Source organism: Shewanella sp. KJ2020 (genome assembly GCF_024197625.1).
Taxonomy (GTDB): Bacteria; Pseudomonadota; Gammaproteobacteria; order Enterobacterales; family Shewanellaceae; genus Shewanella.
Window position 1 is genome coordinate 138731 of sequence record NZ_JAKUKD010000002.1, and the last position, 22781, is coordinate 161511.

Sequence of the window (22781 nt, forward strand, 5' to 3'; positions counted from 1 at the left end):
TTTTTGTTTATAATGGCCCCATAACGATAATTGACAGAAGCCATCCATGTTACCCCTGCTATCACATCAACAAACATTAGAGCCAGTGTATTTGGCATACCTTGATGCACTCGAGCAAAGCGAGTATTCCGGTGATATAGACAAGCGATACAGTGCTCGGCTAGTGCAAGCGACCGATAACTCTGTCTATCAATTTTTACCCCAAGCTGTACTTTATCCTAAAAATCAAAAGGATATACAAATAGCCTTGGCGCTCGCGGCGAAAGACATCTTCCGTGAGGTCACTTTTAGTGCCCGGGGCGGCGGTACGGGCACCAATGGCCAGTCCTTGACCCATGGTCTGATCCTCGATGTATCGCGCTATATGAACCGTGTGCTTGAAGTGAATGCTGAGCAGGGTTGGGTTCGGGTTGAAGCTGGGGTGATTAAAGATGCACTTAATGATGTATTGCGCCCACACGGTTATTTTTTCAGTCCCGATTTATCCACCTCTAACCGCGCGACCATTGGCGGTATGATCAACACCGATGCCTCGGGTGCGGGCTCCTTGGTTTACGGTAAAACCTCGGACCATGTATTGGCGCTGCGCAGTGTGTTGATCGATGGCAGTGTGCTAGACACTCAGCCATTGGATGCGGGACTTTTGTGTAATCCCGATAATGTGAGTGACAATCCACTCGGGCAAAAGCTGATTTCGGCCATTGCAAAGGTTTGCCGCGAGAAGCGATCGCTGATTGAAAAGCAATTCCCTAAACTTAACCGCTTTTTAACGGGTTATGATTTAAAAAATGTGTGGAACCATGGCCTGACGCAATTCGATTTATCGCGGATTTTAACGGGCTCAGAGGGTACGCTGGCGGTCATTACCGAGGCTAAGCTGAATATTACGCCGCTGCCGACCGAGCGGGCGATGGTAAATATTAAGTATGATTCGTTCCAATCGGCGCTGCGCCACGCACCATCCTTAGTCGCTGCCCGGGCGACTGTGGTTGAAACCGTAGATTCAAAGGTCCTTAATTTAGCCCGTGAAGATATTGTCTGGCATTCGGTTGCTGAGCTTATCCAGGAAGTACCGGGTAAGATTATCGACGGTCTCAATATGGTCGAATTTGCCGGTGACACTGAGGAAGTTGAGCAAAAGCTTGCTAGTCTTGAAGCGGTTTTGACCGAGCAAATCAGTAAAGGTGAGTGCGGCGTACTGGGTTACCAAGTGACGCAAGATAAGCCGAGCATAGAGAAAATCTATGGCATGCGTAAAAAAGCCGTTGGTTTACTCGGCGCCACTAAAGGGCGTCGTAAACCTATCGCCTTTGCAGAAGATACTGCGGTGCCACCCGAAAAATTAGCCGATTATATTATGGAGTTTCGCGCAGTACTGGATGGGCATAATCTGCAATATGGCATGTTTGGTCATGTGGATGCCGGTGTGCTGCATGTGCGGCCCGCGCTCGATATGTGCGATGTGGAAGATGAAAAGTTACTGCGGGTTATTTCCAATCAAGTTGCGGCACTGACGCTCAAATACGGCGGCCTGATGTGGGGCGAGCATGGTAAGGGCGTGCGTGGCGAATACGGCCCATCGGTATTTGGCGATGAACTTTATGGCGTTCTTCAAGATATCAAAGGCCTGTTTGACCCCGATAATAGACTTAACCCAGGCAAGCTGGTGGCGCCTAAAGATACAGGCGCCCTCTATTATGATGTTGACAGTGCTAAGCGTGGTAAGTTTGACAGACAAATTCCCGTTACTGTGCGCGATGCATTCCCAGATGTGATGAACTGTAATGGCAATGGTCTGTGTTTTAACTACAGCAGCTATTCGCCTATGTGCCCCTCATTTAAGGTGACGGGGGATAGAGTGCAGTCACCTAAAGGTCGTGCAGGATTGATGCGTGAATGGCTAAGGCTGCTTGAAACCGAAGGCGTGGATGTGAACGCGCTGGCGAAAGCCAAACCTTTGGGTATTTTGCAGCGGATGCAAAATACGATAAATGCAAAGCGGGATTACGATTATTCCCATGAGGTGATGGAATCCCTTAAGGGTTGCTTAGCCTGTAAAGCCTGCTCTGGCCAATGCCCGGTTAAAGTGGATGTGCCTAAATTTAGGGCGCAATTCTTTAATATTTACTATCAACGTTATCTGCGTCCGTCCAAGGATTACCTGGTTGCGGGCATCGAAGACAGTTTACCTCTGATGGCTGCTGCGCCAAGACTGACCAATTTCGCCTCGCAAAACCCACTCAGCCAATGGGTCATCAAAAAGGCTATTGGCTATGTGGATGCGCCAGCGCTGTCGGTGCCAACCTTAAAACAACGACTCGATGGCCATGCGAGTCGCGGCTATGATCTGGCTGCATTGCAGGCCATCCCCGCCGATGAGAGGGCAAAATTTGTATTAGTTGTACAAGATCCCTTTAACAGTTTCTATGATGCTGGATTGGTGTATCGCTTTATCCAATTGATTGAAACCTTAGGATTAAAGCCTGTTCTATTACCCTTTAAACCCAATGGTAAACCGACCCATATCAAGGGCTTCTTGGATAAATTTGCTAAAACGGCGCAGTCGAGTGCGGACTTCTTAAACCAAGTGCATAAGTTAGGTATGCCGATGGTTGGGATTGATCCCGCCTTAGTGCTCTGTTATCGCGATGAATATAAAGAAATTTTAGGGGCTAATCGCGGCGCGTTTGAGGTTAAACTGGCTAACGAATGGTTACTCGGCATACTGCAGGATATTCCCGCTAAGGCCATGCAAGATAAACAATTTACTTGGTTTAGCCATTGCACCGAGTCCACGGCCAAACCCAATACCGCCAATGAGTGGAGCAAAATCTTTAGTCACTTTGGTGCTAAATTGACTGCGGTGAATTTGGGCTGCTGCGGTATGGCGGGCACCTATGGCCACGAGGCGGAAAATATTGAGCGTTCTCAAGCTTTGTTCGATATGTCATGGAAACAAACCTTAGCTAAACTTGATAAACAACAGGTACTTGTATCGGGTTATTCCTGTCGTAGCCAAGTCAAACGCTTTGCGGGCTATAAGCCTAAACATCCATTGGAGGCATTGCTTGAGCTCGCAAAATGTTAGATAGGGCTTTGCCTATGAGTACAAAAACCGAGTTAGGTTGAAACGGTTAATTGGATCCTCTGGGTAATAGATGTCACACTAAAACCAGCCAGAAGGCTGGTTTTTTGTTAAAGGAAATGGATCATGGACAAGTTGACCAAGAGCGAGCAGTACACATTAGAACAGCTTGCGCTGAATATTGCCTCTCCCACCAGTGCAGTGTTGAGAGAGGCCCCATTATGCAGTGAGGTCGCTTTATTTAATATTCAAGTGACTGGAGACTGGCAGTACCAGGGAACTGCGCTGCCGGTTAAATTTGCAAAGCTTTTTGCGGGTATTTTACACTGCATCGAGGATGAGCATTTTTTAATTACCCCAGTGGAAAAAGTTCGCGTCACAGTGGCCGATGTTCCTTTAGTGATTGTCGATTTTGAGCGTGGCCCAGATCCCGCTTATCTGCAGGTGAAGACCAGTATCGATACCGAGCATCAGATCTTGGATATTAGCCCTATGAAGCTGACCGACTTTGGTATTTATTTGCCCTTGGAGCGTGGTTTGTGGGGAAAACTGAGTCGAGCTTGTTATTATAATTTTGTGAATGAATTCAATTTATCTGACTTAGAATTGTCCTAAAAGCTGGGGTATTGATTGCAATTAGTTCGGGGTATTGACTAGTTTATTATAGGTTAAGTGATAGTATTAAAAATGACACTTAGCATTGGATCTTAGGCGAGTGTCAGGTTAGATGGGTCTAAAACCGCTGTTTTCGGAGGTGCTGTTTGAACCGTTATGAAAGCTTAGGCTATCTTGTTTCCCACTTAAATCTTGAGCTGCAAAATGAGCTCGATCTGCAACTTAAACGCTATCAACTCGATATTAAGTTGTGGCCGGTGTTGTTCGCCCTTTGGCAGGAAGAGGGCATCACTCAAACCGAATTATCAAAACGTTGTGATGTCGCAAACTACACTATGACGCGCTTGCTTGACCAGTTACAGGTACAAGGATTTATCACCCGTCACCAAGAGTCAGACAATCGCCGTGCTTTTCAAATATTTTTGACCGATGAGGCCAAAGCCTTAGAGCAGGATTTGATCCGAGAGGCTGAGCGGGTTAACGAAAAGTTTCTTTCTAACCTGAATGAGGATGAACGCTCACAATTTATAAAACTGCTCAACAAAATCAACCGTTTGTCAGTAGATGAATATGACTAACTGTACTAAGTCGAGTGTTTTGTGGGCCTAAAAGGGCAGCAATATAAGCAATAACACCAAACTCGAGCCAAACAGTAATCCCTGCTGTAGTATGCGTTGACGTTGAATTAGGCCTTCCTTCCCCTGTTTTAGGCTAGTGATCAATTGATTGTGCTTGTAAATTCGGCAGGTTAATTCATCGGTCTCGGGGTCGATAAACAGCTTAAAACGACATTGATTGCCATCGTTCAGTTTGATGCAGTGCTCACTATTTTGACCAAAATTAAGCTTACGAGACACCATTTGTCCGTTGATAAAAACCCTCTCTAAGCCAAACCAATCACTGGCCTGCAACTCAACCGAGTCTTGATTCAGCTCATATTTGAAACTGACCATGTGCCATTCCTCCACTCACCGACGAGTGATTAATTCAAGCAGAGCAGGTTACCGTTTTCCACTACAGAATAGTGAATTTTACGTGTCGTTTAGGTATCTGATTGGTATTAAGGAGGATTTATTTTTGACGAGGAGGGAAGAGGGAAAAGGCGAACAACCAGTGTTGGTTGCCCGCCTAAAAGCTTAATTAGGCTTTTGCACCTTGGTAAATGGCACGGGCCATTTCATCGGCAACAGCGCCAGTAGTGCGATTCTGTTCATCGGCCTTTGCAAAAATCTTCAGTAGCGTGTGATAGATTTCTCTAACCTTAGCTTCGGATTTTGCGGCATCATAATCTTTTTCGAATGATACGTTGATAATACCGCCGGCGTTAATGACATAGTCAGGAGCATATAAAATGCCCATGTCTTTCAGTTGTTCGCCATGGCGTACTTCGGCTAATTGATTGTTGGCACAGCCAGCGACAATTTTTGCCTTGAGTTGCGGTAAGGTCGCATCATTTAAGGTTGCACCAAGGGCACAGGGAGCATACACATCCACATCTTGGGAGTAGATGTCCTGCGGCGCGACGATAATGGCACCGAAATCTGTGGCAACTTTATCTAATGAGGCTTGATGAATGTCAGTCACAATCAGCTCTGCGCCTTCTTCATGCAAGTGTTTGCACAGATAATAACCTACGTGACCGACACCTTGAACGGCGATTTTAAGCCCTTTTAGGCTATCTAAACCGAGTTTATGTTTAACCGCAGCTTTGATACCTAAATAAGTGCCAAGGGCTGTGAAGGGGGATGGATCGCCACTCTTGCCTTCAAGACCCGCCATATAAGGGGTTTCTTCATGGGCGATCATAATATCAGCAGTGGTGGTGCCGACGTCTTCAGCGGAGTAATAACGGCCGCCGAGGCTATTGATAAAACGACCAAAGGCACGGAAGAGGGCTTCACGGTCAGGGCGCTTAGGATCGGCAATAATCACTGATTTACCACCACCCATGGTGAGGCCTGCCAGTGCGTTTTTGTAGGTCATGCCACGAGAGAGGCGCAATACGTCTGTCAGCGCTTCGTCGTCCGATTGATAGTTCCACATACGACATCCACCCACAGCAGGGCCTAAATTCGTATTATGGATGGCGACAATGGCTCTTAAGCCACTTTCTTTATCATGACAGAATACGACCTGTTCATGTTCGTCAAAGGATACATGATTAAATACAGCCACGTGAAGTTCTCCGCTATACACAATGAAAAAGCCGATGGAGTAAACTCCCATCGACTGCTTGTTATATTTATTGCAGAACCATAGCATTTAGCGATACTCTCAACCATGCATAATGACCGAATAAATAGATTATTTGTGGCAATCTAGCTTTCCACTTTACGTAAACGTAAGCTTTACGGTGAAAAAGGGATGGAATTGGATACAAAATCTGTGAATAGTACGGACCGCACACTCATCCAAAGAATGAGAGCCGCGTTATAACAATAAGATAGGACGGAAGTATGACTGAACAAGCTGTCGACCAAGCTCAACCAACGTTATCTGCAGAAGAGTTGGAAAAACTGCGCCAAGATTGGGTCAGAACTCAATTTCAAAAAGCGAATCGTTTCCTTGCCGAGAAAGGTGTTATCCCAAGCAAAGTGTTGGCCGATGAGAGCCGCTACCTTGCCCCTTATATGGCCATTTGGAAAATGGAGTCTAAGCGCCCAACGAATAAGACATATTGGGTGATGTCAGGGGATTTACCCTCGGATTTTGTCGATGTGAAAGTGGCGGCAACGGCCCGTGATGCGGTGCGTCATTTCTCTATGATGTGGCAAATGCAGGCGGAAAACTTAGTACGCTCAGGCGCCACCCGTGATGCCACTCAGGCCAAGTTTGCACAATTACTGGTATCGCGCGCCGAGAGTTTATATCGTATGCACAATGACGATAAACTGTGGAATGCTTAAACTCACATGAGTTGATACAACAGTCTCTTGCGTTGATTGATACCGGTAACTGAAATAACAATAAGGCACTCAACTGAGTGCCTTATTTATACTGACGTATATGCAGATTTCCTCTGTTGAGAACAAGGTCATCGAGCAACGTCGATAAGGCTTATTCTTCGCTGTCGCTTAAGTAGTAGAAACCTTGATTGATGAGTTTCAACAGTAAGGCTTGGACTTCTTCGTGCTGACATATTTCAGTCGCGTCATCGGCGTTTAAGCTCATTTTATTGCTTAATTGTGCGATAACGTCTGCCGGTGTATTGAGCAGTTCGTGCACATCACCATTGATGAATAATCGCGGCGTGGAGTCATTTTCAAGGCGCAATACTTTCAAACCACCGATACGGCTGATGCCCGCACCTTGGTCGAAGGCATCTTGCAGATCCGCTTCTGTGTAGGCTTCTTCACCTTCGCAAATATCTAATTCAAAACGATTTTGACTAAGTAATTTACCTAAAACGATTTGGTAGCTATTGGGATCTTGGCTTAGCTGACTCAAGAGTGACATTATGCCCACTTGATGATCTTGGCTGACGATACCCGCTGAACTCGGTTCAGTTTGTGAGGTGAAACGCTGCTGACCTAAGTTATTGTCGAGCAAATAATCGGCAACTTCGCTAACCAATTCTTGCTGGCTTGGGGCGCGGAAACCAATAGAGTAACTCATTGCCACAGTTAGGGTTTCACCGCAGTGTGGGAAACCTGGTGGAATATAAAGCATGTCGCCTTTTTCTAACACCACATCGATAATGGGGGTGAAGTCTTCAACCAGCGGCGAGTTGGGATTGCCACCACGGCGTTGTTGCGGGGTATTGTCGCCCACAGTCCAGCGACGCTCACCTTCGCCTTGAATGATAAACACATCATAGTTATCGACGTGCGGGCCTACGCCACCACTTGGGGTCGCAAATGAGGCCATCAAGTCATCGAAGCGCCAGTCCGGTAAAAAGCGAAAAGCGTCAACAAGTGGCTGTGAATCTGGATACCAATGGTTGACCGCTTGTACTAGCAATTGCCAATGGGTTTCGCCATAGCTGTCGTAATCTTCAAACGGCCCTTGAACCACTTCCCAGTTATCATCCTTAGTGACGACGATACGTGAAGAGATTTCTTCCTCACAGGCAAGGCCTGCTAGTTCATCGGCGCTGATCGGATCTTCAAACTGCGGAAAGGCATTTTTGATCAGCAGGGGTTTCTTTTGCCAGTATTCACTAAGAAACTGGGCGATATCGAGATTGAGTGTATACATAGTGTTAAAAAAGGCGACCACATCGCGGTGATGTGGGTCGCCTTAATCCTTATTTCTGTTTAAGAAAGAGTTTTATCTGTCGCCAACTTCAGCTAATAACTAAGCTTATTTAAAAACTAAATTTAGTGAAAAACTTACTTCAGTTCATCGACAAACGCTTCGGCGCGACCAATGTAATTGGCTGGCGTCATTTTCTTCAGTTCAGCTTTCACTGAGTCTGGTAATTCAAGTCCATCAATAAACACTGACAGTTGCTGCGCATCGATACGCTTACCGCGCGTCAGTTCTTTTAATTTTTCGTATGGCTTTTCAATGCCATAACGACGCATCACCGTTTGTACTGGTTCTGCTAACACTTCCCAGTTGTGATCGAGTTCATCACGCAGATGCGCTTCGTTAACTTCTAACTTGCTGATGCCTTTTAAGGTCGCTTGATACGCGATCAACGCATGGGCAATACCCACGCCTAAGTTACGCAGTACAGTTGAGTCAGTTAAGTCACGTTGCCATCTTGATAACGGTAACTTAGACGCTAGATGTTGCATCAGGGCGTTAGCGATACCTAAGTTACCCTCAGAGTTTTCAAAATCGATGGGGTTAACTTTGTGCGGCATAGTCGATGAACCGATTTCACCGGCGATAGTGCGTTGTTTGAAGTGACCTAGGGCGATGTAACCCCAAATGTCACGGTCAAAGTCAATCAGCACAGTATTGAAACGGGCAACCGCATCAAACAGTTCGGCAATGTAATCGTGTGGTTCGATTTGTGTCGTGTAGGCATTCCAATTAAGGCCTAGGCTAGTCACAAAACGCTCCGACAATTCATGCCAGTTCACTTCAGGGTAGGCTGACAGGTGAGCGTTGTAGTTACCAACGGCACCGTTCAGTTTGCCCATGATTTCAACATTGGCGATTTGTTTGATTTGACGTTCAAGGCGCATCGCCACGTTCGCCATTTCTTTACCTAGTGTTGATGGTGAAGCAGGTTGGCCATGGGTGCGTGACATTAATGGCACTGAGCGATATTCAATCGCCAGCTTTTTAATCGCAGTCAGCAACTCGTTGCAGTAGGGCAGTAAGACTTGCTCACGGGCTTCAGTCAACATTAAACCGTGGCTTAAGTTATTGATATCTTCGGAAGTACATGCAAAGTGAACAAACTCACCCACAGCCGCTAATTCGCTATTGCCGGCGATTTTTTCTTTGATAAAGTATTCAACCGCTTTCACATCGTGGTTAGTGGTGCTTTCGATAGCCTTAACACGCAGCGCATCTTGTTCATTGAAATTGTCTTTAATGCCATCGAGCACGGCGATAGCTGACTCGCTTAACGGCGGCACTTCGATGATTTCCGGGCAATCGGCTAACAGTTTTAGCCAATTGATTTCAACTTGAACACGGTACTTGGTAAGACCGAACTCGCTGAAAATCCCTCTCAATGACGCAGTTTTACTACCGTAACGGCCGTCTACCGGAGAGATAGCAGTTAGTGCGGAAAGATCCATGTGAAGCTCCTTGATGAACGCTAATTTTATTATAGGGTAAGACTTTTCTTGGCTGTATCGACTATGGCTTTACGGGCGAAGACTAAGTGTCGACGCTTACCGCCTAATTGGCGCCACAGTACAGCGCTGCGCATGGCTGCAAGCAGCAGAGCGCGAATTTTTTGTTGTACGATAGGGCGTTGCAAACATACTGGGTTGCCTGATATTTGGATTTTTGGCCCTAAATTACTGATGATGTCGCTATAAATGCTGGCAAGATTGGCAATCACTTGCTCGTCGGTGATCGCAAAATGATGTAGTTGGCGATGTACTTGATTAATGCGCTCAGCCAACATGCCTAGGCCGCTGTTTGAGCGTACCAGCTTGCGTTCGAGGGCTAAGATACCGACAAGATAACGAGTGATTTCAACATCTTTTTGGCTACTGTCGCCAAGCTGATTGAGGATCAGTTTGTAACCCTTATTCAACGAGGCTTTATCTTGATAGACATCGGCGGTATTGTCAGGATTGGTGACCAGTATGGTATTTAAACTCGCCGCGAGCTCGGCATTATCGCTCTCACCCTGACGCGCCAAATGTTGCACTTGGGCTATGGCTTGCAGTATGCCTGCAAATGCCATAGTACGGTTAACTAGCTGATCGCTCACGCTTTATCCTCGTATTAATTGATCGATGATGCCGCCACCTAGGCAGACTTCACCCTCGTAAAATACCGCAGATTGCCCAGGCGTCACCGCCGCAACGGGTTCATCAAAGATCACCTTTAGGGTGTTTTCATCGCTATAAGTTAGCGTGCAGGGCACATCTTGTTGGCGATAGCGGGTTTTCACTGTGATATGACAGCCATCGACAGGGCCAATTCTATCTACCCAATGCAGTTGGTTAACTGTCATGCCCGTCGACATCAAACGCGGATGGTGTCCGCCTTGACCGACGATCAACACGTTGCGCTCGAGATCTTTATCGACCACATACCAAGGATCGTCACTGCTGTTCTTCATGCCACCAATACCTAAGCCCTTACGTTGACCTAAGGTGTGGTACATCAGCCCTTGGTGTGTGCCTATAACTTCACCTTCTGGGGTTTCGATATTGCCAGGCTGGGCGGGTAAATAATTACCCAAGAATTCAGTAAACTTACGCTCACCGATAAAACAGATGCCGGTGCTGTCCTTTTTATCATGGGTGATTAAGCCCATTTCTTTTGCGATTTCACGTACTTGATGTTTTTCCAATTCACCGACGGGGAACAGGCTTCGGGCCACTTGCTCGTGGCTTAAGGTGTAGAGGAAATAACTTTGATCTTTATTACCATCGACGCCACGGAGCATTTGTGTGCTGCCGTCGCTATTATCGCGGCGGCGCACATAGTGACCCATGGCGATATAATCTGCGTCGAGGATTTCGTCGGCAAATTCTAAAAAGGCCTTAAATTTGATTTCTTTGTTGCACATGATATCGGGGTTAGGGGTACGACCCGCCTTGTACTCGGCGAGGAAGTACTCGAACACATTGTCCCAATATTCGGCAGCAAAGTTAACTGTGTGTAGCTTGATCCCGAGCTTGTCGCACACGGCTTGGGCATCTTTTAAATCTTCCGCGGCGGCGCAGTACTCGTTGTTATCATCTTCTTCCCAGTTCTTCATGAAAAGGCCTTCAACCTGATAGCCTTGCTGCATAAGCAAATAAGCTGAAACAGATGAATCTACACCGCCGGACATGCCGACAATGACTTTTTTTCCTGTATGAGTGGGTTCGATTGATGTCATAGATCCTAAAAACCATTGAGTATATGTTGGCTAGGCACTTTTTGTGGGGGACTTGTGTGTCACCCAAGTAATCGCATGGCCTAGCTTAAAATCAGTGTATTGCGTAAACGATTTATCCCCGTTAGGCGAGCCTGTAAAAGGCGCGAATAACAACACAATCTCTTAGCATCAGGTTAATGCAGGTTTAGCTTAACTCAGCATAACTCACCTTAAATAAGCTAATGTATTGCGGATTTACGCGGCGGCGTATTCTATCACGCCTTGCTCTTTGGGGCTATCGTGAGACGATCACTATTGAGTAAGTCTAGGGGATAAGCCGATCCCTGTTGCAGATGATGGCGATAGTCTCTGAGGCAGTCGAGGACTAAGGGGCTACGCAGCAAAGATTGTTTAGCTTCGATTTGCTCAAAGTCCAACCAATGAGCTGCATGGATGGCATCGTCCTGCGGCGCGGGTGAGGGCATATCATCTAGTTGCACGAAGAAGGTAAAGCGCACAAAGGCTAGGTCTTCGCTGGCACTGAATTGATAGATGCCGACGAGCCCTTGGGCTTTGAGTGATAACCCCGTTTCCTCAAACACTTCGCGCTCACAGGCTTGGGTTAAGCTTTCATTTGCTTCTAAGTGACCCGCAGGCTGATTAAAGCGCTGCTCGCCGTCAATCCACTCTTCCACCAGCAGATACTTATCCTGTGAAGTTGCATGAATAATACAAGCGACCGTCACATTGGGTTTATATCGTTGACTCATGAAACCTCCTTGGGTGGACATGGTGTCACTTTTTTTAGTGGCGTTGAATAGTGGCGTTGAACGCAGAAACTTGGCTGAAATTTAGACTTCATCACCTAGGCGAATGCATTTATGCTCACCCGATGGCAAATTATCTAGACTCCATTGACCTATTTTATAACGGATTAATCTTAAGGTTGGAAAACCGATATGCGCAGTCATGCGTCTCACTTGGCGATTTCGGCCCTCATAGATCTGGATTTCTAGCCAAGTCGTTGGGATATTTTTGCGCTCTCTCACGGGTGGATTGCGTGGCCAAATATCGGGTGAATCCATGATTTTAACTTTTGCAGGCAGCGTCATACCATCATTTAATTCAACACCTTGGCGCAGTTTCGCCAGTGCATCTTCTGTCGGAATGCCTTCTACTTGTACCCAATAGGTTTTAAAGGTTTTCTTTTTAGGTTCTGTAAGCCTAGCCTGTAATTGACCGTCATTGGTTAGCAGTAATAATCCTTCACTGTCTCTGTCTAAGCGGCCTGCGGCATACACATCAGCAATGGGGATATAGTCTTTTAGGGTCTTGCGACCTTGTTCATCGGTAAACTGGCAAAGTACATCAAAAGGTTTATTAAACAGCACAATAATGGGTGCGAGTGTCTGACTCTGCACCGGTTTTGCCGCCGCAATTGCGCGTCGATTGGGATTTTTAAAGGGTTCTTTCTTTAAACTGCCATTGGCATTACGGACTAATGGAACCTTACCTTCGATGGCAGATTTGTTAGCAGGGCCTTTGTTTGCGGGTCTACGCGCGCTTTGGCTTGGAAAACTGGTGCTGGAATTGGCGCGTTTAGGGGAAAACTTACTTTTGTTCATGCTTTTGCTAACTGGAGGCTGAGACACGCTGACCTGACTTGATTGTATCGTTAATGTTTACACAGTGTACTTGGCATTCGCCCTTAGTGGAATTTGAATATTACTGCGAATGCTCTATGATGTCGGCCTAAAATGTGATCTGCGCCTATTTGTTTATTAGGTTTTAATGAGTCGTTTAACCGCGTTGGTGGACGAAAATGACCGACGGACAATGGAATAAATGCGGTATTGATGGGTGAGTGACTACCTTGATTGATTATTTCAGCGTGCCAGGATTTGTTCGCCATGCAATAAAATTATTATAAAAAATATTAAATTTTACAATAATGTAGGATGTAACATGAAAGATAACTCATCAACAATTATTTACACTGAAACCGACGAAGCGCCAGCACTGGCCACCCTGTCACTTTTACCTATTATCAGAACCTTTACCGACGCCGCGGGCGTTGCGGTTGAAACCCGTGATATTTCATTATCGGGCCGTATTATTGCCAGTTTCCCTGAGCAATTGACCGAGGCACAAAAGATTGGCGACCATCTGGCTGAACTTGGCGAGTTAGCTAATCAGCCAGAAGCGAACATCATCAAGTTACCGAATATCAGTGCTTCGATCCCACAATTAAAAGCCTGTATTTTAGAGCTTCAACAGAAAGGTTATGACATCCCTAATTATCCGGATGAGCCAAAAACCGACGCTGAAAAGTCAATTAAAGCCCGTTACGATAAGATCAAAGGCAGTGCGGTAAACCCAGTACTGCGTGAAGGTAACTCGGATCGCCGCGCGCCTTTATCGGTGAAAAACTTCGCCAAGAAAAACCCGCATTCCATGGGTAAATGGGCTAAAGATTCTAAGTCACATGTTGCCCATATGACGGAAGGTGATTTCTACGGTAGCGAGCAGTCTGTCACTTTATCCGATGCCGGCAGCGTGAATATCGTGCTGACGCAAAAAGATGGTCAAGAAGTGGTGCTCAAATCGGGTCTTAAGTTGCTGGCCGGAGAAATTATCGATGCTGCGGTATTGAGTAAAAAAGCCTTAGTAAGCTTCTATGAGCGTGAAATCGAAAACGCCAAAGCAGAAGATGTGCTGTTATCCCTGCATCTGAAAGCCACTATGATGAAAGTGTCTGATCCTATTATGTTTGGTCACGCTGTGAAGGTATTCTTCAAGCCAGTATTTGACAAACATGCGGCGCTTTTCGCTGAATTAGGTGTCGATGTTAACAACGGCTTTGGTGATGTTTATGCCAAAATAGCGACTTTGCCAGCAGATACTCGCGCCGAAGTCGAAGCCGATATTGCCGCCGTTTATGCTGCACGTCCCGCATTGGCTATGGTTGATTCTGACAAAGGTATCACCAACTTACATGTGCCAAGCGACATCATTATCGATGCATCTATGCCTGCTGCGATTCGTTCATCTGGCCAAATGTGGGGGCCAGACGGTCAACTGCATGACACTAAAGCCATGATCCCAGATCGTTGCTATGCCGGTATCTACCAAGAAACGATTGCTTTTTGTAAAGAACATGGCGCTTTTGATCCTAAAACCATGGGCAGCGTGCCAAACGTGGGCTTGATGGCGCAAAAAGCCGAAGAGTACGGCAGCCACGATAAAACCTTTGAAATCCCCGCCGATGGTGTAGTGAATGTGATTGATGCCAGCGGTAAGGTATTGATGAGCCACAATGTGGAAGCAGGCGATATCTGGAGAATGTGCCAAGTTAAAGACGCTCCTATCCGTGATTGGGTCAAACTGGCTGTGCGCCGTGCCCGTTTAAGCAATACTCCAGCGGTATTCTGGTTAGATAGCAAACGTGCCCACGATGCGCAAATCATTGCAAAAGTGCAGCAGTATCTGCCAGAGCATGACACTAATGGATTAGATATCAGCATTATGTCTCCAGAGGAAGCAACGCGTTTCTCTTTAGCTCGTATCAAAGAAGGTAAAGATACCATTTCAGTTACAGGTAACGTACTACGTGACTACCTGACTGACTTGTTCCCAATTCTTGAGCTAGGCACCAGTGCTAAGATGCTGTCAATCGTGCCATTAATGAATGGTGGCGGCCTGTTCGAAACCGGTGCGGGCGGTAGTGCGCCTAAGCACGTGCAACAGGTTGAGAAAGAAGGTCACCTGCGTTGGGATTCACTGGGTGAATTCTTGGCTCTGGCGGCTTCTTTAGAGCATTTAAGCCAAACCGTAGGTAATCCTAAAGCACAAGTACTGGCGGATACTTTAGATCAGGCCATCGGTCAATTCTTAGATAGCAATAAATCGCCATCAAGACGTGTTGGTGAGCTGGATAACCGTGGTAGCCATTTCTATCTAGCTATGTACTGGGCACAGGCGTTAGCGGCGCAAACCAAAGATGAGCAGTTACAAGCTCACTTCATTCCACTCGCTCACGCACTCGCAGCCAATGAGCAAGTGATTGTCGCTGAGTTAAACAATGCGCAAGGTGCACCAGTGGATTTAGGCGGTTACTATCGTTTAGACGCTGCAAAAGCAGAAAAAGCCATGCGTCCAAGTGAAACCTTGAACAAACTCTTGATTGCTTAATTCGTTAAGTGAACGGTGAGATAGCGAAAGGGTCTGCAATGCAGATCCTTTTTTATATCTGTTAAAACATCGGATAAAGCATTTTTTTGATAATAAAAAAAGGCAGGGACAAGTCCCTACCTTTTTGATCATTGGCCTCACCAAACGTTATTTTGTTGGTGAAATGGCTGAAGCGTGCATCCCTTTTGGACCCTGCTCTACTTCAAATTGAACGGGTTGGCCTGCTTTTAGAGTTCTATAGCCTTCCATTTCAATGGTAGAATAGTGTGCAAAAACGTCCTCACCACCTTGATCAGGGCAAATAAACCCGAATCCTTTGGCGTTGTTGAACCATTTAACAGTTCCGCTTGCCATACTTCCACTTCCTTCTGTTGTCTACTTACCAGTAAGATAGTAAAACCTGTATAGACGGGTTTCTTTCACCGTCTGAACTACAGAATGTAAGGAGTAAAAGCGGAAGTCAAGCTAAAATTAACAAAGGGGTAACAACTGATTAATTTGAACATATCAATTGGAAGAGGCCAACACGAGAGGCTAGTATTAAAAAATGGGTAAGACAGGAAATATTGAACACGTTGAAGAGCGTGTGAAATCTGAGTTAATGCCACCTTCTATGTACAAGGTGATCCTCAATAATGACGATTACACGCCAATGGATTTTGTGATTGAAGTATTGCAAGTTTTCTTTCGCAAGAATGAGCAAGAAGCGACCGATATCATGTTGACTATCCATCACAAGGGAAAGGGTGTTTGCGGCATTTTTCCTTTTGGCATTGCAGAAACTAAGGTGATACAAGTAAATCAATTTGCAAGACAAAACCAACATCCGTTACTGTGTTCGTTAGAGAAAGCATGAATCAGCTTTACTCTGTAGTCCGTTGTTCATTTTGGGGGTGCTTATGCTGAACAAAGATCTGGAAGTCACCTTAAATCTGGCGTTTCAGCAAGCCAGAGATGCGCGTCACGAGTATATGACAGTGGAACATCTGTTATTAGCTCTTATCGACAATCCTGCGGCTCAAGAAGCGCTAATCGCCTGCGGGGCGAACTTAGACAAACTCAGAGATGAAGTGGCAAGCTTTATCCAACAAACAACCCCAATTATTGCCGATATCGATGATGATAAAGAAACCCAGCCAACGCTTGGCTTCCAGCGAGTACTGCAGCGCGCGGTATTCCATGTGCAATCATCGGGCCGTAATGAAGTGACAGGCGCTAATGTGTTAGTGGCGATTTTCAGTGAACAGGAATCCCAAGCCGTCTATCTACTGCGTCGCTGCGATATTAGTCGCTTAGACGTCGTGAATTTCATTTCCCATGGTTTTTCGAGAAACGAAGATAGCGATCCACATCAGGATCAGGAACGCATTGAAGATCACAGTGAAGCTAGCGAAGAGCGCAGCATGTTGTCGCAATTTGCGTCTAACTTAAATCAGCTGGCTAAACAGGGTGTCATCGATCCTTTGATTGGCCGAGATCAAGAAATTGAGCGCGCAATTCAAACCCTGTGTCGCCGCCGTAAAAATAACCCATTATTAGTGGGTGAGGCGGGCGTAGGTAAAACGGCGATTGCCGAAGGGCTGGCGTATCGCATCGTCAATAACCAAGTGCCCGATGTGATGGCTGAAGCGACGGTTTACTCCCTCGACTTAGGCGCATTGCTTGCGGGGACAAAATACCGCGGTGATTTTGAGAAGCGTTTTAAAAGCCTGTTAAAAGAATTATCCGCAGATAAACACGCCATTTTATTTATTGATGAGATCCATACCATTATCGGTGCGGGCGCTGCGTCTGGCGGCGTGATGGATGCCTCTAATCTGCTGAAACCTTTGTTATCCAGTGGCAATTTACGTTGTATGGGATCAACGACTTTCCAAGAATACCAAAGTATTTTTGAGAAAGACCGCGCCCTAGCTCGCCGCTTCCAAAAGGTGGATATCAATGAGCCTTCGGTGGAAGAAACCACTAAGATTTTGATGGGGCTTAAGTCTAAATACGAAGAATATCATGGGGTTCGTTATACTCAGGCGGCGATTAACAGCGCGGCGGTGTTGTCGGCGAAACACATCAATGACAGACATTTACCTGACAAAGCCATCGATGTGATCGACGAGGCGGGTGCGCGTATGGTGATGCTGCCATTGAGCAAACGCAAAAAAACCATAGGCCAGGCAGAAATCGAAGCTATCGTGGCAAAAATGGCACGTATTCCCGAGAAATCCGTGTCTGCCACCGACAAGGACTTGCTGCGTAATCTAGAGCGTAATCTTAAGATGGTAGTCTTTGGTCAAGATAAAGCCATTGAGAGTCTCAGTTCAGCTATTCGCTTATCCCGTAGCGGTTTAGGCACAGATAAAAAGCCTGTGGGTAGCTTCTTATTCGCCGGTCCCACCGGTGTGGGTAAGACCGAAGTTACTAATCAATTGGCAAGCTGTTTAGGAATGAAACTGGTGCGCTTTGATATGTCAGAGTACATGGAGAGCCACACAGTATCCCGTTTGATTGGTGCGCCTCCAGGTTATGTGGGTTATGACCAAGGTGGATTGCTTACCGATGCTGTGATTAAAAACCCCCATTGCGTGGTGCTGCTCGATGAAATCGAGAAGGCTCACCCCGATGTCTACAACTTGCTGTTGCAGGTGATGGATCACGGTACCTTGACCGATAACAATGGTCGTAAGGCAGACTTCAGAAACGTAACCTTAGTGATGACAACGAACGCGGGTGTACAGGAGACTATTCGTAAGTCGATTGGCTTTACCCAGCAAGATCACACCCAGGACGCATTATCTGAAATTAATCGGGTATTTTCGCCAGAATTTCGTAATCGTCTCGACTCCATCGTATGGTTCAACCATTTGGATATGACCATCATTGCGAAAGTGGTCGATAAATTCTTAGTGGAATTGCAGGCGCAGCTTGATACTAAACATGTCATCTTGGAAGTCAGCGATGAAGCGAGGACCTTGTTGGCCGAGAAAGGTTACGATAAGAACATGGGCGCACGTCCTATGGCTCGGGTGGTGACTGAATTGATCAAGCGCCCATTGGCGGACGAGATCTTATTTGGCGCCTTAGAGGCGGGTGGTGTTGCCTATGTTGATGTGAAAGAAGGCGAGATAGTGATCCGCGCCGAACGTCATGAGAAAACCACGACCAAAGCCTAGTACATGATTACCTTGGTTTTTTAGATATGAAAATGGCTGCAATTGCAGCCATTTTTCTTATCTTTCGCCAACAAAAAAACCCGGCCTTGCCGGGTTTTTAACTATATGAGGCTATATCAGCGTGCGCGGAAGACAATACGACCTTTGGTCAGATCATAGGGAGTCAGCTGGACAGTTACTTTGTCACCAGTGAGGATCCGGATGTAGTTTTTGCGCATTTTGCCTGAAATGTGGGCTATCACCACATGACCATTTTCAAGCTCTACACGAAACATTGTGTTTGGCAAGGTTTCAAGGATAGTGCCTTGCATTTCAATGTTGTCTTCTTTCGCCATTAATTAATTATCCCATTAGCCTTCGAATATAAAAAACGGGCGTATCATGCCCCAAATTCCCCCTGCTGTAAAGGGGAAGTGCTTAGCAAACTTGGCAATACTCCCAACCCTGGGGAGTTAAAATTTGATAAGGGCGATATAAACGCTTGTAGGCCATTTTACGGTTTGCATCTATTTGATATCCGAGATAAAGGAATTCTTTGCCCTGCAATTTGGCTAAGCGGCACTGGATCAAAATCAACAGCGCGCCGAGGGAGCGATGTTCTTCATCGGGATCAAAATAGCTGTAAATGGCCGATAGGCTATTGGGTAGTGTGTCTGTTACTGCAACGGCTAAAAGTTTGTCGCCATCGTAGACTTCAATAAAAGTGGGGGGTAACCAGTGGCAAAATAAAAACTGCTCATATTGCTCTTGGCTTGGCGGATACATAGGGCCGTCAAAGTGCCGCTGCTGAATATAACGCTCGTAGAGGGCGTATTGTGCATCCGTATGGCTGGAGGTGATACGCCAAGTGAGATCGCGATTCTGAGATAAGGTGCGCTTTTGTCTCTTAGATACTGTAAATTCCCTGACGGGCAAACGAATGGGTTGACAGGCGTTACATCGAGGACAACGGGGTTTATAAATGGCACTGCCGCTGCGGCGAAAACCTATGGCTAATAAACGCTCGAATAAAATCGGATCGAGGGTCTCCTCTTGGATCACCAATAATTGTTCCTGTTGACCATCGAGGTAACTGCAGGGAAAAATCTGACTGATCCCAATCGCAATGGGGGTTTTACTTGCGTTAGAGTTCAAGATTGACCTCTCTGGGGACCCAAGCCTCTGGATTGACGTCTTTATCTCTCCATTGTGCTAGTAATGCCATAAAATCGGCACGTTTAATCGCTTGCGCCCCTAAACTGGCTAAATGCGGATTCATAACCTGTGCATCAATTAACTTAAAGCCCATCTGCAATAAATGTTGTTGCAATGCGGCCATGGCAGCCTTAGAAGCATTGGTTTCACGGTGAAACATAGACTCGCCACAAAATACTTGGCCTATGGCTAATCCATAAAGACCGCCGATTAAACGTTCACCCTGCCAAACTTCGATAGAATGGGCGTGGCCATTATGGTGAAGCTCGCGGTACGCCATTTGGATTTCATGGGTTATCCAAGTGCCAGCTTGTTTCTGTCTTGGTTGGGCACAGCCAGCCATCACGTCGGTAAAGGCATGGTTTACCGTAATGCGCCAGGGCTGTTTCTTGAGAAACTTACGTAAACTCGTGCTGAGATGGACTTGGCTGGGAATAAAAATGGCGCGGGGATCGGGTGACCACCACAGAATGGGATCTTCGGCGTTAAACCATGGAAAAATCCCGTTATAGTATGCCGTCAGTAAACGTTCTGGGCGTAAGTCTCCCCCAATCGCCAGCAATCCATTAGGATCAGTAAGGGCGAGTTCGGGTGAAGGAAAAGCTTCAAATTCGTGATTCAGAAAAGACAGTGACTTCACAATTGCGTATGATTCAGTAATAAACCCTTATATTAAGTTAGCGGAAATTCAGATATGTGGAAACCTACTCTAGCAAGCTTTATGTTTATTTGTGCTTTTTTCATCGCACCACTGCATGCGGGTTATGATCGCAATCAAGCCGTGCCGGTGGAGAAAGTGCTCTACGGCGATATCAGTTCGGTACGTAATATCACCGAAACCCAACTTATCGAAGACAGAAACCAAGGCTGGAAAACCTTCGGTGGAGCCTTAGTGGGCGGTGTGATTGGCCATCAATTTGGTGGTGGCTCGGGCCAAGACGTTGCCACAGTGCTCGGCGCCTTACTTGGTGCCGGTGTAGGAAATCGTTATGGCAGTGGGACGACAACACAATCCTTAAAGCTAGTAGAATTGCTGATCAATCAAGAAGATGGCACTCAAGTCATGGTGATCCAAGATTATGATCCCGGAATGGTATTTAATGCCGGTGATAGGGTGCGGGTTGTGTACCTTCAAGGTGGCGTGCGTATTGACTTAGCCATGTAAGTCAGCAAGATGGACTCATTTATATAAAAAATTAAACGGTGATGGAATGACACGGACAGAACTAGCCCAATATTTAGCCGATTTTTTACATGTGTCGGCCTTTAAAGATTATGCACCCAATGGCTTACAGGTCGAAGGCAAGGATGATATTCGCACTATTGTTACAGGGGTGACGGCTTGCCAAGCTTTAATTGATGAGGCTGTCCGCTTAAATGCCGATGCGATTTTGGTCCACCATGGTTTTTTTTGGAAGAATGAACCCGAGGTCATCACTGGGATGAAACAGCGTCGTATTAAGGCGCTGCTGAGCCATGATATTAGCTTATTTGGTTATCACTTGCCCTTAGATGCCCACCCTATGCTCGGCAATAACGCGACCTTGGCAAGACAACTTGGGATAGTCGATGCAGAACCCATCGAAGAGCTGGCTCAGGGTCTGCTGTGGCGTGGCAAACTCGATCTTCCTGTCAGTGCCAGCGATTTTGCCAGCACCCTTGAGAAGGCGTTAGGCAGAGCACCACTGCATATAGGTGAAAGTGAGGCTCAGATCCAGCATTTAGCTTGGTGCACAGGCGGGGCGCAGGATTATATCGATATGGCGGCAAGTTTGGGCGTAGATGCCTTTATCAGTGGTGAAGTATCCGAGCGGACCTTCCACAGCGCGGTGGAGCAGGGCATACATTATTATGCCGCGGGTCACCATGCGACTGAGCGTTTCGGCATTGAAGCCCTAGGCCGTCACCTCGCCCGTGAATTTCATTTAGTGCACCATTTTGTGGATATTGCTAACCCTGTCTAATGGCTTGCCTTATTGACATCCCGTAAATGAAAGGCGAGCCATGCTCGCCTTTGTCTTATGTAAATCAGCCCTAAGTTTAAATAAGCCCTAGGGTCGACAGGATAAAAATGCCTAAGGTGCAGGTGAGCAGTGAGCAGACTGTGGTTAGGGCGATAATATTAGCGGCTAGGGTCGCATTTCCCCCCATGGCTCTGGCCATTACATAACTTGCGGCCGCCGTGGGCGCGGCGCTCATCAAAAACACTAAGGCAAGTTCAACTCCGCGATAGCCAAGTATCAAGGCGCCTAGGGTGATGAACAGCGGGGCAAAGATTAGTTTTAAGGCGGTCGAGAACCAAGTGGAATACTTTTCATGTTTGAGTGAACCAATATCCAGCGAACCGCCAGTGCACAGTAGCGCCAATGGCAGGGTCATATTGGCAAAGTATTGGCCCGCGTCGAGCACCATTTTCGGTAATGGAATGGAGAGAAAATAGAACAGCATGCCAAGGATAATGGCAATGATCAGCGGATTTTTAGTGATGGTTTTCACCATTACGCTAACTGCGCTGTGACTCGACTCTTCCCCCCGCGGGCTTAAGCAAATCACGGCTTGAATATTGTAGAGCAGCGTCATGGAAGCTACATAAACAGCCGCTAAAGCCACGCCCGATTCGCCATAGGCATTAGACACATAGGCTAAGCCGATAATGGCGGTATTGGCTCTAAATCCCCCTTGAATGATGACGCCTTGATCTTTCGGCTCGGGGAAAAATCGTTTCGTCGCGTAGGTCGAGAGGATAAAAAACAGCAGGTTGGCGAGTAAGCCATAACCGATTAACGGCGCACTGGCGGCAAGATCGTGATTTGAGCTGATGATGCTGAGAAACAGTAGCGCGGGCAGTGTTACGTTAAAAACGAGTTTTGAGGCGACATCAATAAAGTTTTCGTTGATGACTTGGGCGCGTTTTAGGATCACTCCTAGGGCTAACATCAAACAGATAGGGCCCGTTATTGAGGCAGAAAACAACAACTGCTCAATGATATTTCCCATAACTTCTCCCCAATGGATGCACTTTAAAGCGTGCCAGTTTTAGACTTAGCACCATAAATTAAGGCCGCATTCAATGCGGCCC

The 22781-nt window shown here is 46.5% G+C and carries 22 protein-coding genes; 9 read left to right on the plus strand and 13 right to left on the minus strand.

Features of this window, described 5'->3' with window-relative positions:
• Nucleotides 1-46: 46 nt before the first annotated feature.
• From MJO46_RS00905 to MJO46_RS00915, 3 genes are all read left to right on the plus strand, one after another.
• Nucleotides 47-3088, plus strand: a complete 3042-nt coding sequence (locus MJO46_RS00905; RefSeq protein WP_253987708.1) for an FAD-binding and (Fe-S)-binding domain-containing protein — start codon at nt 47-49, stop codon at nt 3086-3088.
• Nucleotides 3089-3211: 123 nt separating this feature from the next.
• Nucleotides 3212-3700, plus strand: a complete 489-nt coding sequence (locus MJO46_RS00910; protein ID WP_253987709.1) for a DUF1285 domain-containing protein — start codon at nt 3212-3214, stop codon at nt 3698-3700.
• Nucleotides 3701-3846: 146 nt separating this feature from the next.
• Nucleotides 3847-4278 (plus strand): MarR family winged helix-turn-helix transcriptional regulator, encoded by a 432-nt coding sequence (locus tag MJO46_RS00915; protein ID WP_198780182.1) that lies wholly within the window; start codon nt 3847-3849, stop codon nt 4276-4278.
• A gap of 27 nt (nt 4279-4305) precedes the next feature.
• Here the strand turns inward: MJO46_RS00915 and MJO46_RS00920 are convergent, their stop codons facing one another.
• Nucleotides 4306-4653, minus strand: a complete 348-nt coding sequence (locus MJO46_RS00920; RefSeq protein ID WP_253987710.1) for a hypothetical protein — start codon at nt 4651-4653, stop codon at nt 4306-4308.
• A 187-nt stretch (nt 4654-4840) separates the two neighbouring features.
• Nucleotides 4841-5875, minus strand: coding sequence for a Glu/Leu/Phe/Val dehydrogenase dimerization domain-containing protein (locus MJO46_RS00925; protein ID WP_253987711.1), 1035 nt, complete (start codon nt 5873-5875; stop codon nt 4841-4843).
• A 281-nt stretch (nt 5876-6156) separates the two neighbouring features.
• On the opposite strand from MJO46_RS00925, the gene MJO46_RS00930 reads away from it, so the two are divergent.
• Entirely contained in the window at nt 6157-6606 is a 450-nt protein-coding gene (locus MJO46_RS00930) for a DUF4826 family protein (protein WP_253987712.1), read from the plus strand.
• A gap of 151 nt (nt 6607-6757) precedes the next feature.
• Here the strand turns inward: MJO46_RS00930 and MJO46_RS00935 are convergent, their stop codons facing one another.
• The 6 genes from MJO46_RS00935 to rluE form a co-directional block, all read right to left on the minus strand.
• The gene (locus MJO46_RS00935; RefSeq protein WP_253987713.1) at nt 6758-7897 is read right to left on the minus strand and encodes a cupin domain-containing protein; all 1140 of its coding nucleotides are present in this window, start codon (nt 7895-7897) and stop codon (nt 6758-6760) included.
• A gap of 134 nt (nt 7898-8031) precedes the next feature.
• Nucleotides 8032-9402, minus strand: coding sequence for an adenylosuccinate lyase (gene purB / locus MJO46_RS00940; RefSeq protein ID WP_253987714.1), 1371 nt, complete (start codon nt 9400-9402; stop codon nt 8032-8034).
• Nucleotides 9403-9431: 29 nt separating this feature from the next.
• Entirely contained in the window at nt 9432-10049 is a 618-nt protein-coding gene (hflD, locus tag MJO46_RS00945; RefSeq protein WP_253987715.1) for a high frequency lysogenization protein HflD, read from the minus strand.
• A gap of 3 nt (nt 10050-10052) precedes the next feature.
• Nucleotides 10053-11171, minus strand: a complete 1119-nt coding sequence (mnmA, locus tag MJO46_RS00950) for a tRNA 2-thiouridine(34) synthase MnmA (protein WP_253987716.1) — start codon at nt 11169-11171, stop codon at nt 10053-10055.
• 254 nt (nt 11172-11425) lie between these two features.
• Nucleotides 11426-11920 carry an NUDIX hydrolase gene (locus tag MJO46_RS00955; protein ID WP_253987717.1) on the minus strand — a complete coding sequence of 165 codons (495 nt, stop codon included), beginning with the start codon at nt 11918-11920 and terminating at the stop codon, nt 11426-11428.
• An 81-nt stretch (nt 11921-12001) separates the two neighbouring features.
• Nucleotides 12002-12775 (minus strand): 23S rRNA pseudouridine(2457) synthase RluE, encoded by a 774-nt coding sequence (gene rluE / locus MJO46_RS00960; protein WP_253987718.1) that lies wholly within the window; start codon nt 12773-12775, stop codon nt 12002-12004.
• Between the two features lie 340 nt (nt 12776-13115).
• Here rluE and MJO46_RS00965 point away from each other — a divergent pair, with 340 nt between their 5' ends.
• A complete protein-coding gene (locus MJO46_RS00965) occupies nt 13116-15341 on the plus strand; it encodes an NADP-dependent isocitrate dehydrogenase (RefSeq protein ID WP_253987719.1) in 2226 nt (741 codons plus the stop codon).
• Between the two features lie 147 nt (nt 15342-15488).
• Here the strand turns inward: MJO46_RS00965 and cspD are convergent, their stop codons facing one another.
• Nucleotides 15489-15695 (minus strand): cold shock domain-containing protein CspD, encoded by a 207-nt coding sequence (gene cspD, locus MJO46_RS00970; protein ID WP_011072576.1) that lies wholly within the window; start codon nt 15693-15695, stop codon nt 15489-15491.
• Nucleotides 15696-15888: 193 nt separating this feature from the next.
• Here cspD and clpS point away from each other — a divergent pair, with 193 nt between their 5' ends.
• Together clpS and clpA are read left to right on the plus strand one after the other, a co-directional pair.
• On the plus strand, nt 15889-16197 hold the full coding sequence (gene clpS / locus MJO46_RS00975) for an ATP-dependent Clp protease adapter ClpS (RefSeq protein ID WP_253987720.1): 309 nt from the start codon (nt 15889-15891) through the stop codon (nt 16195-16197).
• A 43-nt stretch (nt 16198-16240) separates the two neighbouring features.
• Nucleotides 16241-18508, plus strand: coding sequence for an ATP-dependent Clp protease ATP-binding subunit ClpA (gene clpA / locus MJO46_RS00980; protein WP_253987721.1), 2268 nt, complete (start codon nt 16241-16243; stop codon nt 18506-18508).
• A 116-nt stretch (nt 18509-18624) separates the two neighbouring features.
• On the opposite strand, the gene infA is transcribed toward clpA, so the two are convergent.
• The 3 genes from infA to aat all read right to left on the minus strand — a co-directional run bounded on the left by infA (nt 18625) and on the right by aat (nt 20342).
• Nucleotides 18625-18843 (minus strand): translation initiation factor IF-1, encoded by a 219-nt coding sequence (infA, locus tag MJO46_RS00985; RefSeq protein WP_006081934.1) that lies wholly within the window; start codon nt 18841-18843, stop codon nt 18625-18627.
• A gap of 82 nt (nt 18844-18925) precedes the next feature.
• A complete protein-coding gene (locus MJO46_RS00990) occupies nt 18926-19642 on the minus strand; it encodes an arginyltransferase (RefSeq protein WP_253987722.1) in 717 nt (238 codons plus the stop codon).
• Nucleotides 19632-20342, minus strand: coding sequence for a leucyl/phenylalanyl-tRNA--protein transferase (aat, locus tag MJO46_RS00995; RefSeq protein ID WP_253987723.1), 711 nt, complete (start codon nt 20340-20342; stop codon nt 19632-19634). The genes MJO46_RS00990 and aat overlap by 11 nt, the downstream gene beginning before the upstream one ends.
• A 54-nt stretch (nt 20343-20396) precedes the next feature.
• On the opposite strand from aat, the gene MJO46_RS01000 reads away from it, so the two are divergent.
• On the plus strand, nt 20397-20867 hold the full coding sequence (locus tag MJO46_RS01000; protein ID WP_253987724.1) for a glycine zipper 2TM domain-containing protein: 471 nt from the start codon (nt 20397-20399) through the stop codon (nt 20865-20867).
• 46 nt (nt 20868-20913) lie between these two features.
• Nucleotides 20914-21666: a Nif3-like dinuclear metal center hexameric protein gene (locus tag MJO46_RS01005; RefSeq protein WP_253987725.1), complete on the plus strand. Its 753-nt coding sequence runs from the start codon at nt 20914-20916 to the stop codon at nt 21664-21666.
• 76 nt (nt 21667-21742) lie between these two features.
• Here MJO46_RS01005 and MJO46_RS01010 read toward each other — a convergent pair whose 3' ends face one another.
• A complete protein-coding gene (locus MJO46_RS01010) occupies nt 21743-22699 on the minus strand; it encodes an AEC family transporter (protein ID WP_253987726.1) in 957 nt (318 codons plus the stop codon).
• Nucleotides 22700-22781: the final 82 nt, after the last annotated feature.

Bases quoted from the DNA above. Each gene is read 5' to 3' on its own strand.
- MJO46_RS00920 (WP_253987710.1), bottom strand. From the start codon at position 4,653: ATGGTCAGTTTCAAATATGAGCTGAATCAAGACTCGGTTGAGTTGCAG.
- mnmA (WP_253987716.1), bottom strand. From the start codon at position 11,171: ATGACATCAATCGAACCCACTCATACAGGAAAAAAAGTCATTGTCGGC.
- MJO46_RS00910 (WP_253987709.1), top strand. From the start codon at position 3,212: ATGGACAAGTTGACCAAGAGCGAGCAGTACACATTAGAACAGCTTGCG.
- purB (WP_253987714.1), bottom strand. From the start codon at position 9,402: ATGGATCTTTCCGCACTAACTGCTATCTCTCCGGTAGACGGCCGTTAC.
- MJO46_RS00965 (WP_253987719.1), top strand. From the start codon at position 13,116: ATGAAAGATAACTCATCAACAATTATTTACACTGAAACCGACGAAGCG.
- MJO46_RS01005 (WP_253987725.1), top strand. From the start codon at position 20,914: ATGACACGGACAGAACTAGCCCAATATTTAGCCGATTTTTTACATGTG.
- infA (WP_006081934.1), bottom strand. From the start codon at position 18,843: ATGGCGAAAGAAGACAACATTGAAATGCAAGGCACTATCCTTGAAACC.
- MJO46_RS01010 (WP_253987726.1), bottom strand. From the start codon at position 22,699: ATGGGAAATATCATTGAGCAGTTGTTGTTTTCTGCCTCAATAACGGGC.
- MJO46_RS00930 (WP_253987712.1), top strand. From the start codon at position 6,157: ATGACTGAACAAGCTGTCGACCAAGCTCAACCAACGTTATCTGCAGAA.
- clpS (WP_253987720.1), top strand. From the start codon at position 15,889: ATGGGTAAGACAGGAAATATTGAACACGTTGAAGAGCGTGTGAAATCT.
- MJO46_RS00905 (WP_253987708.1), top strand. From the start codon at position 47: ATGTTACCCCTGCTATCACATCAACAAACATTAGAGCCAGTGTATTTG.
- rluE (WP_253987718.1), bottom strand. From the start codon at position 12,775: ATGAACAAAAGTAAGTTTTCCCCTAAACGCGCCAATTCCAGCACCAGT.
- MJO46_RS00955 (WP_253987717.1), bottom strand. From the start codon at position 11,920: ATGAGTCAACGATATAAACCCAATGTGACGGTCGCTTGTATTATTCAT.
- cspD (WP_011072576.1), bottom strand. From the start codon at position 15,695: ATGGCAAGCGGAACTGTTAAATGGTTCAACAACGCCAAAGGATTCGGG.
- MJO46_RS00935 (WP_253987713.1), bottom strand. From the start codon at position 7,897: ATGTATACACTCAATCTCGATATCGCCCAGTTTCTTAGTGAATACTGG.
- clpA (WP_253987721.1), top strand. From the start codon at position 16,241: ATGCTGAACAAAGATCTGGAAGTCACCTTAAATCTGGCGTTTCAGCAA.
- MJO46_RS01000 (WP_253987724.1), top strand. From the start codon at position 20,397: ATGTGGAAACCTACTCTAGCAAGCTTTATGTTTATTTGTGCTTTTTTC.